Annotated in this window: 11 protein-coding genes; 5 read left to right on the forward strand and 6 right to left on the reverse strand. The window is 52.3% G+C overall.

Translation table 11 applies throughout. The features are described 5' to 3' along the window. Window positions 1-50 precede the first annotated feature (50 nt). The 3 genes from gcvPA to FMR86_RS03690 are packed head-to-tail and all read left to right on the forward strand — an operon-like array spanning window position 51 to window position 4,196. On the forward strand, window positions 51-1,382 hold the full coding sequence (gene gcvPA, locus FMR86_RS03680) for an aminomethyl-transferring glycine dehydrogenase subunit GcvPA (protein WP_163349727.1): 1,332 nt from the start codon (window positions 51-53) through the stop codon (window positions 1,380-1,382). Next, window positions 1,382-2,827: an aminomethyl-transferring glycine dehydrogenase subunit GcvPB gene (gcvPB, locus tag FMR86_RS03685; protein ID WP_163349728.1), complete on the forward strand. Its 1,446-nt coding sequence runs from the start codon at window positions 1,382-1,384 to the stop codon at window positions 2,825-2,827. Before gcvPA ends, gcvPB begins: the two co-directional genes overlap by 1 nt. After that, a complete protein-coding gene (locus FMR86_RS03690) occupies window positions 2,814-4,196 on the forward strand; it encodes an NAD(P)/FAD-dependent oxidoreductase (RefSeq protein ID WP_163349729.1) in 1,383 nt (460 codons plus the stop codon). The genes gcvPB and FMR86_RS03690 overlap by 14 nt, the downstream gene beginning before the upstream one ends. 178 nt (window positions 4,197-4,374) lie before the next feature. Here FMR86_RS03690 and FMR86_RS03695 read toward each other — a convergent pair whose 3' ends face one another. The 3 genes from FMR86_RS03695 to FMR86_RS03705 form a co-directional block, all read right to left on the reverse strand. After that, on the reverse strand, window positions 4,375-4,659 hold the full coding sequence (locus FMR86_RS03695) for a type II toxin-antitoxin system RelE/ParE family toxin (protein WP_163349730.1): 285 nt from the start codon (window positions 4,657-4,659) through the stop codon (window positions 4,375-4,377). Next, window positions 4,646-4,897, reverse strand: a complete 252-nt coding sequence (locus tag FMR86_RS03700) for a CopG family ribbon-helix-helix protein (RefSeq protein ID WP_163349731.1) — start codon at window positions 4,895-4,897, stop codon at window positions 4,646-4,648. Before FMR86_RS03700 ends, FMR86_RS03695 begins: the two co-directional genes overlap by 14 nt. A gap of 89 nt (window positions 4,898-4,986) precedes the next feature. Next, a complete protein-coding gene (locus tag FMR86_RS03705; RefSeq protein ID WP_239057127.1) occupies window positions 4,987-6,135 on the reverse strand; it encodes an SGNH/GDSL hydrolase family protein in 1,149 nt (382 codons plus the stop codon). Between the two features lie 103 nt (window positions 6,136-6,238). On the opposite strand from FMR86_RS03705, the gene FMR86_RS03710 reads away from it, so the two are divergent. Next, window positions 6,239-6,868, forward strand: coding sequence for an MBL fold metallo-hydrolase (locus FMR86_RS03710; RefSeq protein WP_163349733.1), 630 nt, complete (start codon window positions 6,239-6,241; stop codon window positions 6,866-6,868). 59 nt (window positions 6,869-6,927) lie between these two features. On the opposite strand, the gene FMR86_RS03715 is transcribed toward FMR86_RS03710, so the two are convergent. Continuing rightward, window positions 6,928-7,995, reverse strand: a complete 1,068-nt coding sequence (locus tag FMR86_RS03715; RefSeq protein ID WP_163349734.1) for a phosphotransacetylase family protein — start codon at window positions 7,993-7,995, stop codon at window positions 6,928-6,930. 141 nt (window positions 7,996-8,136) lie between these two features. Then, window positions 8,137-10,245, reverse strand: coding sequence for an acetate--CoA ligase family protein (locus FMR86_RS03720; RefSeq protein ID WP_163349735.1), 2,109 nt, complete (start codon window positions 10,243-10,245; stop codon window positions 8,137-8,139). A 28-nt stretch (window positions 10,246-10,273) separates the two neighbouring features. On the opposite strand from FMR86_RS03720, the gene rnc reads away from it, so the two are divergent. Next, window positions 10,274-10,987: a ribonuclease III gene (rnc, locus tag FMR86_RS03725; protein WP_163349736.1), complete on the forward strand. Its 714-nt coding sequence runs from the start codon at window positions 10,274-10,276 to the stop codon at window positions 10,985-10,987. Window positions 10,988-11,091: 104 nt separating this feature from the next. Here rnc and FMR86_RS03730 read toward each other — a convergent pair whose 3' ends face one another. Next, window positions 11,092-11,964: a flagellin gene (locus tag FMR86_RS03730; RefSeq protein WP_163349737.1), complete on the reverse strand. Its 873-nt coding sequence runs from the start codon at window positions 11,962-11,964 to the stop codon at window positions 11,092-11,094. Window positions 11,965-12,051 lie beyond the last annotated feature (87 nt).

A 12,051-nucleotide genomic window follows, 5' to 3' on the forward strand; every position in this document is an offset into this window, starting at 1 on the left:
CCGCCGACCGCTTAAGTCTGCGGGGATGTATTTTTATACCGGAGGACAAAATGCCTTACGTACCCCATTCCCCGGAAGAAATCCGGGAAATGCTTGATGTGATCGGCGTGAACTCCGTGGAAGACCTCTTTGCCGAAATCCCGGCCGAACTGCGCCCCAAAAGCTTTGACCTGCCCAAAGGCAAAAGCGAAATGGCAGTTCTGGAAATGCTGGGTAAAATGGCCGCAAAGAACACCACGGACCTGACCAGCTTCCTCGGAGCAGGATTCTACGACCATTTCATTCCCGCAGCGGTGGATGCCCTTTCATCCCGCAGCGAATTTTATACCGCCTACACCCCGTACCAGCCCGAATCTTCTCAGGGCACCCTGCAGGCGATCTTCGAATACCAGACCGCCATGGCCCGGCTCATGGATATGGATTACGCCAACGCTTCCGTTTACGACGGCGGCTCCGCGCTTTACGAAGCCACCCTCATGGCCGTGCGTAAAACCAGACGCAGGAAGATCATCGTAAGTGAAGCACTGAACCCCATCTACCGGGTCATGCTGGACTCCTACACCACCAACCTGAACCTTGAACTTGTCACCGTGCCCCACAACCACGGCCGCACCAACGTCAAGTCCATCACCGCAGCAGTTGACAAAGACACCGCAGCGGTCATCGTTCAGAACCCCAACTTTTTCGGTTCGGTAAACGATTTCACCGAGATGTTCGCCGCAGTGCACGAGCACAAGGCACTGGCTATCATGTCCACCTACCCGGTCCTGCAGTCCGTGCTGAAGACTCCCGGTCAGATGGGTGCAGACATCGCTGTTGCCGACGGCCAGTCCATCGGCCAGCCCCTTTCTTTCGGAGGTCCTTACCTAGGTATCATGACCTGCTCCAAAGCCCTTGTCCGCCAGATGCCCGGCCGTATTGCCGGACGCACCGAGGACGAAGACGGCAAGCCCGGCTATGTTCTGACCATTCAGGCCAGAGAGCAGCATATCCGCCGCCAGAAAGCGACTTCCAACATCTGCTCCAACCAGGCCCTCTGCGCCCTGCGCACCCTGATCCATCTCTGCCTGCTGGGCGAAGAAGGTTTGCGCCGCACCGCAACCCTTTCCGTAGAACGCGCCCATTACGCCGCGCAGCGTCTCACCGCAATTGACGGCGTGGAAATGTTCACCAAGGGACCCTACGGCAACGAATTCGCTGTAACCCTTCCGGTTAACGCCTTTGAAGTGATCGACAAGCTCACCGAACGCGGCATCATCCCCGGCTTTCCTGTGGGACGTTACTACGATGGATTCGAAAACGTACTGCTGGTGGCCTGCACCGAAAAGACCACTGAAGAACAGATCGGCATCTTCGCCGAAATTCTGCGGGGGGCAATCTAATGAAAACAGTATTTGAAAAATCCGTTCCCGGTCGCGAAGGCTGCTGGCCTGACGAACCGAAATCCAAAATCGAGGACCTCATTCCTGCTGAACTTCTGCGTGAAAAAGCGGGCATGCCCTCCCTTTCCGAGCTGGACGTGGTCCGCCACTTCACCCGGCTTTCCCAGAAAAACTTCGGTGTGGATTCCAATTTCTATCCCCTTGGTTCCTGCACCATGAAATACAACCCCAAGTTCACTGAAGCTGTGGCTGCCATGCCCGGATTCGCCAAGCTGCACCCGGTCATTCCCCAGCTCAAGGGCGCAGGCCATCATTGTCAGGGCGCACTTGAGGTAATCCACGAAACCGAATCCCTGCTCAGCGAACTGACCGGTATGGCCGCATTCACCATGCATCCCATGGCCGGTGCCCACGGCGAACTGACCGGGGTAATGCTCATGGCCGCCTACCACCGCGACAAGGGCAACAAAAAGACCAAGATCATCTGCCCGGACTCCGCACACGGCACCAACCCCGCATCCGCAGCTGTTGCCGGATACGATGTTGTTTCCGTTGAGTCCACCGACGGTATCATCACCCCTGAAGCTCTTGCCGAGGTTCTGGATGATGAAGTAGCCGGCGTAATGATGACCTGCCCCAACACTCTGGGACTTTTCGAGACCCACCTGCAGGAACTCGTGAAAATGATCCACGAGAAAGACGCCCTGCTCTACTACGACGGCGCGAACATGAACGCCATCATGGGTAAGCTGCGCGTAGGAGATGCCGGATTCGACATCGTGCACCTCAACCTGCACAAGACCCTCGGCACCCCGCACGGCGGCGGCGGTCCCGGCTCCGGTCCTGTAGGCGTCAGTGAAAGACTGGTGCCCTTCCTGCCCGTTTCCCGCGTGGAAAAGCTGGAAGACGGCCAGTACTACCTTTCCTATGACGAGCCCAAGTCCATCGGCTACGTTGCTCCCTTCTACGGCAACTTCGGCGTGTACCTGAAGGCTTACGCCTACATGCTCCGCCTTGGCCGCGAAGGTCTGACCCGCGCCACCGAAGGTGCGGTTCTCAGTGCCAACTACATGCGCAAGCGTCTCGAAAACCATTTCGAGATTCCCTACAACCGCATCTGCATGCACGAATTTGTTGCATCCGCAGTTGAACAGGCCAAGAACGGTGTACGCGCCCTTGATGTTGCAAAAGCACTGCTCGACAAGGGCCACCACGCCCCGACCATCTACTTCCCGCTCATCGTGAAGGAATGTTTGATGATCGAGCCTACCGAGACTGAAAACAAAGAAACCATCGACCGCTTCATCGACGATCTTATCGAGATCGCGGAAATGGCGGAAAAGAACCCCGAAGCGTTGCAGGCTGCCCCGCTTACCACCTCTGTAAAGAGACTGGACGAGACCAAAGCCGCACGCTCCATGGTGATTACTGATGACATCAAATAGTTTCCCGACAGATACACGCTCCTACGACCTCGTGGTCGTAGGAGCCGGTCCGGGCGGCTTTGACGCCGCCCTCGAAGCTGCGGAAGAAGGCATCAAAGTCGCGCTGGTGGAAAAGGACCTGCTCGGCGGAACCTGCCTCAATGTGGGCTGTATTCCCACCAAGATGTATCTCGGTGCCACCTCTCCGGTGGAAGAGCTTGCCGCCCAGTCCAAGGCCCGCGTTGCCAAGGGTGAAATCGAAATAGATTTCAAGGCCCTGTGCACCAAGAAGGACCGCTTCATCGCGGCCACCCGCAAGGCCATGACCCAGAAAGCCAAAAAGCTGGGCATTGACATCTATCCTGCTGTAGCCAAGGTGATCGAACCCGGTAAAGTGGAAGTTTCCCACCCCGAAGAACAGGCTGTGCTAGAGTACAAAAACCTGATCCTCGCTACCGGTTCCCACCCCACCGTATTTCCCGGTCTGGAGCCGGACAACGAAACCATCCTCGACAATGCGGGATTTCTTGCCCTCGAAGAAATGCCCACCTCGCTGCTGGTCATCGGCGCGGGTTTTATCGGCCTTGAAATGGCCCAGATCGCGCACCGCACCGGCTGCAAGATCACCGTTGTGGATGCTCTTGACCGCATTGCGGTTTACGAGGACCCGGAAGTCTCCAAGGCTTTACAGGGTGTGTTCAAGCGTCACAAGTGGAATTTCAATCTCGGTGTGAAGGTCAAGTCCGTAACTGCGGAGAACGGACAGGCCGTGCTGCGCACTGAAGACGGTGAAGAATTCACCGCCGACAAGGCACTCATCGCCATCGGACGCCGCCCCAATTCCGCAGACATGGGTCTCGAAACATTGGGCGTGGAAACCGAAGGTCCCGGTTTCGTCAAGGTTAACAAAAACCTCGAAGCCGCCGACAATGTCTACGCCATCGGTGACCTGAACGGAAAAATCCTGCTCGCCCACGCCGCCAGCCATCAGGCCGGATACGTGGTCCGCCGCCTTGCCGGAAAAACAGACGGTCCCTACGAGCACGGACCGATTCCGTCCATTCTTTACGGTTCCCCGGAAACCATGCGTGTAGGACTCATGCCCTCTGACCTTGAAGGCAAAGGCGAGGTAAAGACCTCCTCCTTCCCGCTGGTGGCCAACCCCATTGCGCAGGCTTATGCATCCACGCAGGGCTTTGTAAAAGTGGTCTGGCTGGACGACAAAGTTGCCGGAATCACCGCGGTTGGACACCATGTGTCCGGCTTCACCACCGCAGCAGCCATGATCGTACAGGAAGGCTGGACCAAGGATGATATCCACAAGGTTGTCTTCCCACATCCTTCTCTGGACGAAGCACTGCTCGGTGCTTTGAAGGCTGAACAGAAATAAGAATGCCTCCGGCGGCTCTCCGAGGGCCAAAGAAACTTTTTAAAAAAAGTTTCTCTGGACACTTCAAAAACTTTTAGTTTTGGCTTCGCCGCTGTGTATGGCACGCCTACAAAACTTGGAAGGCCCTCCGTTCTTTTGAACGGAGGGCCTTTTGATTTTTAAACCGAAACAAACTTTTCTATTCAATATCCTGCCAATCCTGACTGTGCCGCAACACCCTCAATATTTCGACCTCTTCATTACAGCAATAAGCTACGAGATAGGCTCCTTTCAATACAATCAACTCGCGGGTTCCCGGAACTCTCCCGGCCCGACCGATTTGCGGATGTTTTTCTAAGATCCTTACATTCTTTAATATGGCGGAGGCTACTTTTCTGGCTGACTTAGGATCGTCTTGAAGTATGTACTCGTAAATGGAATCCAGATCACGGGTAGCACGCTCAAGCCATTTAATCTTCGGCATACTTTGCCTCTAGCTCTTCATGGGAAGTCCATTTGGCGTCAGGCTTTCTGGCCTCTGCCAGCCCTTCCTGAATGGCTTGTACTTGCCATTCATTCACGTCCAGATAGCTTGAAATGGCTTCCCCAAATAAAAAAGCTTTTGATCTATTGGTTGCTTGAGCCAGTTTTTCAACCCGTTCTTTCATTTCAGATGTCATGCGGATTGTGACCACTTCACTCTTGGTTTCTTTATTGATCATTTTGGTGCCTCCATTTGTATTACAATATAATACACAGTAATACAAAAAACAAGTCCAGCACTCCTCACCCGCACCAAGCGGATAATTTTCTAAGCCAACACAAACCGCTCTATCTCATCAATCCTCTTCAGATAATCCTGCGTATAAAGCGGCCCGTTGGCAGTAAATGTTGCTGCAGCATTTCTATGCACCTGACACCAGTACGCCAGCACCGGATTGGGCCAGATCCGTGAATATGTCTTAATCATGTGCAGGGTATTGTGGCAGACCGGGGTAAATTCCGCAGTTCGGGCCAGAAATTCAGTATAGTCCGTGCCGAGATCGAGAAAGAATGAACCAATTGCCCGCGCGCATTTGTAATTGGCACCGGACGAAAGCATTTCGAGCAGCTTATCTTCGGGAAATTTTTCCGGCTGCCATGGACGCATCCATTCATCGGGGATGTTTTCTTCCGCTGAATAATCAATGCGTCCTTCTTTTAAAAACTGTTCTATTTTTCCGGCCAGTACGGGCCACATGGAACCGATGTGCTCCACATCGCGGCTGGCGTGCAGCCCGGTAACGGTGTTGTTTTCTTCAGTGAGCTTGAACTTGAGAAACGGACAATGGGCCTCGATTTTCTTTTCCGAGCCGGACCATATTCCAGCAAAAATACGGTCCATTTCAATCACGGTCACTTTGTCCAATTCGCTTTCCCAACTTTTAAGAACAGGTGCAGCCGTCCGCCATATATCCGACCAGCCCTCAAGATATGAATAAGGATCAGGCCCGAATGCCGGATAATGAGAAAGCCGGGAAACAACGATGATGGGCACCTGCGGAAAACGCTGACGGAGATTACCGAGCATTTCCCGGTAACGCTTCAGGTAGCTGGACGGTTTGGCCTGCACCATGCCGAAATGTCCTTTCATCCACTCTTCGAATTCAGGATGCTCCAACCATGCGTCGGGGCTAATGAAGAACATATACTTATCAGCATCATGTACAAAGATCGGGCTGTTTTCATGAAACAGATTCAGCACCATAAGCTGCGGATCAGGATCAGCGGGCGTGATCATCTGAAACTGGTGGCTAAGCCTGCGTTCATGGTAAAATTTATCCAGCCCGAATTTCCTGTCCATGACCTCCAGTTCTTTTGGGATGATTCCCGGAGAACTGTTATAAGTGAACGGGGAAGCAAGCACCCGGTAGGTACAAGGGTAACCGATCTGCTCCATTGCCCTGCCGAGGAAATCCATTTGACAGTTTCCCAAAAAATAAAGCATTCTAAGTCCTTGATAGTTGTTGTTTAACTATAAAAGAGTTCACTCTATTGCCGACTTGCAGTCAAGCCTCGGAACTATGAAAGAAATACAGATCGAAACGTTTGTACTCGGCCCCCTTAAGACCAATTCCTATCTGCTCACAGCCGGAAAAGATGCCGTGATTATCGACTGTGGAATGGAGCCGGAACCGATGATGCAGGCCATCCGGGAACGGCAACTTAATATTCAGGCGATATATCTGACCCATATGCACCTTGACCATATCGGCGGAGTCGGTCCAGTGCAGAAAATGACAGGAGCAAATGTTTACGGAAATCATAAAGATCTTTACCTGCACGATATTCCTGTCAATGACGGAGGCTCACTTGAATTCAAGGAAATACTTGATTTTGAAATAACCGACCTCAGTCAGGGCCGCCATACCATCCTCAGCCACCCCGTGATGATCCTTGAAACTCCGGGGCACTCCCCGGGAAGTCTTTCATACTTCTTCCCTGCCCTGAATTCTATTTTTGTTGGCGATCTCATATTCATGATTTCCGTAGGCCGAACCGACCTCCCCGGCGGAAACAGCGATGAACTGCTCAGTTCCATACAAAACAGAATTTTCATCCTTCCCGGATCGACCCGAATATTTTCCGGGCACGGTCCGGCAACCTCTGTAAAACACGAACTGAAATACAATCCCCATTTTTTAGATCTATAAAAAAAGGAGCACCCGATTCCGGGTACTCCTCTCATCAATTCTCTACAGCCAGCTGAGAACTAGTATTTCAGACCCAGCTGTTTTTTCAGATATCCGAAATCAATATGCTTTTCCACCAGATCAACACCGTGCCTGATCTTTGCCGACTCACGCAGCTTGTGGCGGGAAAGGATGTCTTCCATCTTCTTGGCAACACTGAAAGTATCATCACGAACCACTATAATGGGTGTTTCCAGCACTTCGGAACGGGTCAGAATAATATCGTTGGGGTAAAGGTTACCGGTCAGCACCAGACAAGGGCATTCCCCTTCAAGAGCCACCAACTGCACATCGGAACGGTCACCGCCGACAATAACAGCTGAATTGCGGTGCCTGCGGAAGTGGGTCATGAAGTTTTCCACCTGCATGGTCCCGATAAGAAAACTTTCCACCGGCTGGTCGGTGCGGTTGTGGGCGGTGATGATCTTTCCGCCTAAGCGGTCAGCCAGATCACCAACCTTGATGGTACCCATGAGCGGGTCTTTAGGAATCACACCAAGCACTTTTACACCTTTCCGCTCAAGGAAGGGCTTAATCAGGGTGGTGATCTCATCCATGAAAGTCGGCGGAATATCGTTGAGCACGACTCCGGCCAGATTATCGCCCAGTGCTTCCTTGAGCACCACCAGATAATCGTAGTTCAGTTCCTTCTGGAAACGGTCAATGACCACGCACTTGATACCGAGGGTTTTAACCAGATGAATTCCATCCACCCCGCAATATTTCCCGGAATACATGGACCCGGACCCGGCAACTAGAGTCAGGTCTTTACCCGCACTGATCTTGCCATAGCCGTCAACAATGGGCTGCACGTGGTCCTCAACCTTGCCGTTGAAAGCCTGCACCTTGAAATCGTGGGTAACAACCACCGGGGTGACCACATTGGGCGGATTGGATACACCGAGCACATCCTGAATAAAGAATGCATCCTCATCACCGAGCCTGCCGTCAATCTCCGCAGGAATAGCACCCACAGGCTTCATGTAACCAAGGCTGACCCCCTGCTTCTGAAAATGAAGCCCCAAGCCCATGACAATCATGTTCTTGCCGGAATAGCCGCTAGTAGAGCCAATATATAAACCGGACATAAAGTCCTCCTTGAATTAAAACTATTTCAAAGAAAATTTTTAATACGTCAGCGGCGAAGCCCAAATAAAAGTTTTTGAAGAGTCCAGAGAAACTTTTTCCAAAAAGTTTCTCTGGCCCCCGGAGGGCCGCCGGAGGCATTCTTAACTAACAGTCATGCGCATATTGGCGACCACAGCTCCGTCAGGGCCCGCGATGACCGGATTGAATTCAGCTTCCTGAATTTCCGGCAGATCGGAAGCCATCTGTGAAACCATGAGCAGGATATCCTCCAATGCTCCAAGATTAACAGCCGCTCCTCCGCGAACCCCTCTCAGAATCGGGTAAGCCTTGATCTCACGGATCATTTCCTGTGAATCATTGAGTGCCAGCGGAGCCAGCCGCGATGATACATCACCGAGCAGGTCCACGTGAAGCCCTGCAAGGGAGAAATTTATGAGCGGGCCGAACTGCGGGTCACGCTTGAAACTGACCACAAGTTCATGAGAATCCTTGGGTCCCATAGCCTGCACCAGACACCCGGTAATGTAGGCATCCTTGCACCTTCTGGCTGCGCGGGTGGTAATTTCCAAAAAGGCTTTACGCAAAGCCTGCGGGGTCTGGATATCGGTAACGACCAGACCGAGTTCCTGTTTACGGGAAATCTGGGGCGAAGCAACTTTAAGGGCCACAGGATAGCCGATCCTCTTGGCAGCCTTGGCAGCCTGATTGGATGTGCGGGCCAGTACGGTTTCCGGCACGGGCAGTTCGTAGGCAGAAGCCAATTGCTGGGCATCCAGCTCCACCAGCTCGGTCAAACCGGTCTTGCGGCAGTTCTCCACTATGGATTTGGCCTTGGAGTAATCCCGCCTGAAACAGACATCAATGGGCCAGTCCTTTTTCTGCCAGCGGTAACAGCGGGTCATGGCGTCAAGAGAGCGGACCGCGGCTTCTGGAAATTCATAACAGGGAATCCCGGCAGCACGCAGCATGCGACGGGCTTTTCTGGTAGAATGATCACCCATGAAGCAGGTAATTATGGGCTTGTCGCATTCTTTTTCCAGCTCGATAATATCTGCGGCAACCTTTTCCACATCATCAAGTATGTTGGCTGCCGGAGTCAGAATGACCAGAATGGAATGAAAAGCATTATCCTCGGCAACCGCCCGCAAGACCTTGTGATAGGTATCGGCCTTGGCATCACCGAGCATGTCGATGGGATTGTAAAGCGATGCGTAAGGCGGCAGTACTTCCTTCATCTTATCCAATGTGGATGAAGACGGAGTGAGAATATTCAGAGTGCCCTTCTCGCACATGTCGGTGGCTAGAATTCCTGGCCCGCCGGAGTTGGTTACTATGGCCACATTGGAACCGTTCGGCAACGGCTGACAGGAAAATGCATGGGCAAGGTTGAACATATCCTCAATATCAACAGCCTGCAGGACTCCGGTCTGACGGAAAGCGGCGTTGTAGGCGGAGGTTGCCCCGGTCAAAGCCCCGGCATGGGCGGAAGCCGCACGGGCACCGGACGGGGTTTCCCCGGCCCGCAGCAGGATAAGCGGCTTCTTGAAGGTGGTGTCGTAAGCTGTACGCAGAAAATCCTGACCGTCTTTGAGGGTCTCGCAATAGCCGACAATCACCTTTGTATCATCGTCCCCGGCAAGATAGTTGAACATGGTGGCTTCGCCCAGCACGGCCTTATTACCGAGGCTGATAAACTTGGAAAAACCGACCCCTTCACTATTGGCCCAGTCAAGTGCGGTACTGCACATGGCCCCGGACTGAGAAAGAAAAGCTATGTTACCCTTAAGGGTGAAGTCAGGATCAAGGCTGGCATTCATGGACAGGGACGAATTCATCAAGCCCATGCAATTGGGGCCGAGAATAATCATGTCATGATTCTTGGCAGTCCTTGCCAATTGCTTTTCCAGACGGTAACCTTCGCGTCCGGTTTCACCGTAACCGCCGCTGGTGACAACAGCAGCCCGGACCGGGATGTTCGAAAGTTCATCAACAGCCTTGATAGCCTGGGCAGGCGGCAGGCAGATCAGGGCCAGATCAGTCCCCCGAGGTAACCCGGAAACAGAAGAAAAAGCGTCCAGACCGTGAACTTCGGCCCCTTCCCCATTGACGGGGAATATTTTTCCCCTATATCCAGAAGCAAGAAGGTTGGCGACGATTATAGCGGCCTTGTCTCCGGGATCGGCAGAAACTCCGATTACGGCAATTGATTCAGGCTCAAACAAAGCCTTTAAACATGAGTAAGAATACATTCGATAATATAAATTCAAGCAGGGTTGTATGGTAGAAAATTTTTCTCGCCTCCAGCAAGGTATCCACTATCGATTTTCGCAAGTCAAGCATTTAGCCACGGCACTGACCCACAGTTCATGGGCAAATGAACAATCCGAACCGATCGAAGACAACGAAAGGCTGGAATTTTTGGGGGACGCGGTGCTGGAACTCTGCGTGACCGAAGAGCTGTTTAAACGGTTTAAGGACGCCCACGAAGGCCAGCTGACCAAGATCAGATCCAAACTGGTCAAGGAAAAAAGTCTTGCAGCCATCGCCCGGGAATTGGAGATAAACGCATTTCTTAAACTGGGCAAAGGCGAAGAAGCACAGGGCGGGCGCACCCGCTCATCCCTGCTGGCCGATGCCATGGAAGCGGTTATCGGAGCAGTTTTTCTGGACGGCGGCTATGCGGAAGCGCAAAAATTCATCATGAGAATTTTTGAAAATAAATGGCCTGAAACCTTTCAGATAGAAAGCTCCAAAGATTTCAAGAGCAAACTGCAGGAAGTGACACAGGCAAGATTCAAAGAACGTCCCACCTACGTGCTGACCGGGACCAAAGGTCCGGAACATGAAAAAATATTTATGGTAAACCTGAATCTCCCGGACGGGAAATCATTTGATTCGGAAGGCAGCAGTTTGAAAAAAGCCGAGCAGACAGCTGCGGCCAAGGCTTTGGACTATCTCGCTGAAGCTGAAAGCGAAACAGACCCTGTTTAAAATTTCCTATCTTTTTTCCTACCCCAAAACGCAACCAAGGACTGGGAGGCGGTGATCAATCGCCTCCACAGTCCTTAATCTTCACCCGATTATCTCAAGCGGCGTTAACCGCCAATGAGCTGCATTGCCATCTTCGGCAGTGAGTTAGCCTGCGAGAGCATCGCTACCGCGGACTGAGTGAGAATCTGGTTACGGACGAACTCGGTCATTTCGGTTGCTACGTCCACATCGGAGATGCGGGATTCAGCAGCCTGAACGTTTTCTGCCTGAATGGAGAGGTTGGTAATGGTATTTTCCAACCTGTTCTGCATGGCACCGAGATTCGCACGAATCTTATCTTTAGAAATAATTGCCTGCTGGAGCTTATCCAAAGTCTGCTGCGCCATTTCCTGAGTGGAGATAGACGTATCTACACCGAGAGAGGAAGCAGTGGAGCTGCCGATTGAAACGTAATAGTAGTCTTCTGCGCAGTCGTTACCGGTTCCGAAGTGAACCTTCAGCGGGCCGGTGGAATGGACTCCTGCACCGCTATGGTCAGAGTTCTGACCGGAAAGGTTACCGTTAAGCAGGTGGATACCGTTGAAGTCGGTAGCCATTGCGATTCGGGTAATTTCCGAAGCCATGGCCTGATATTCAGAGTCGATGATCAGACGCTGGTCGGAGTTGTAGGTACCGGTGGATGCCTGGGTTGCAAGCTCTTTCATGCGGATGAGCTTTTCATCGATTACCTGCAGCGCACCGTCTGCGGTCTGAATCATGGAGATCGCATCGTTTGCGTTTCTCATACCCTGGTTAAGGGATTTAATATCAGCGCGCATGAGTTCGCGAATTGCGAGCCCCGCTGCATCGTCTGCTGCGGTGCCGACTCTCAAGCCTGAGGAGAGGCGACGGGTAGAAGTACCAAGGTTGCCGTACGATTCCTGCAGGTTTCGTGAGGCGTGCATTGCCATCATGTTGTGGTTAATGACTAAGGACATATCTGAACCTCCTTGTAGTTCACAAAATTCCGTTTTTGTTAACCAGTCTTAAGCAGAGCACGTGCCAACTTTATTTTGTTCATATAT

Origin of the sequence: Desulfovibrio sp. JC010, from assembly GCF_010470675.1 — a bacterium.
GTDB lineage: Bacteria > Desulfobacterota > Desulfovibrionia > Desulfovibrionales > Desulfovibrionaceae > Maridesulfovibrio.

Excerpts from the sequence above, each read along its gene's own strand:
- gcvPA (WP_163349727.1), top strand. The coding sequence starts at position 51 with ATGCCTTACGTACCCCATTCCCCGGAAGAAATCCGGGAAATGCTTGAT.
- gcvPB (WP_163349728.1), top strand. The coding sequence starts at position 1,382 with ATGAAAACAGTATTTGAAAAATCCGTTCCCGGTCGCGAAGGCTGCTGG.
- FMR86_RS03690 (WP_163349729.1), top strand. The coding sequence starts at position 2,814 with ATGACATCAAATAGTTTCCCGACAGATACACGCTCCTACGACCTCGTG.
- FMR86_RS03695 (WP_163349730.1), bottom strand. The coding sequence starts at position 4,659 with ATGCCGAAGATTAAATGGCTTGAGCGTGCTACCCGTGATCTGGATTCC.
- FMR86_RS03700 (WP_163349731.1), bottom strand. The coding sequence starts at position 4,897 with ATGATCAATAAAGAAACCAAGAGTGAAGTGGTCACAATCCGCATGACA.
- FMR86_RS03705 (WP_239057127.1), bottom strand. The coding sequence starts at position 6,135 with ATGGATTTCCTCGGCAGGGCAATGGAGCAGATCGGTTACCCTTGTACC.
- FMR86_RS03710 (WP_163349733.1), top strand. The coding sequence starts at position 6,239 with ATGAAAGAAATACAGATCGAAACGTTTGTACTCGGCCCCCTTAAGACC.
- FMR86_RS03715 (WP_163349734.1), bottom strand. The coding sequence starts at position 7,995 with ATGTCCGGTTTATATATTGGCTCTACTAGCGGCTATTCCGGCAAGAAC.
- FMR86_RS03720 (WP_163349735.1), bottom strand. The coding sequence starts at position 10,245 with ATGTATTCTTACTCATGTTTAAAGGCTTTGTTTGAGCCTGAATCAATT.
- rnc (WP_163349736.1), top strand. The coding sequence starts at position 10,274 with ATGGTAGAAAATTTTTCTCGCCTCCAGCAAGGTATCCACTATCGATTT.
- FMR86_RS03730 (WP_163349737.1), bottom strand. The coding sequence starts at position 11,964 with ATGTCCTTAGTCATTAACCACAACATGATGGCAATGCACGCCTCACGA.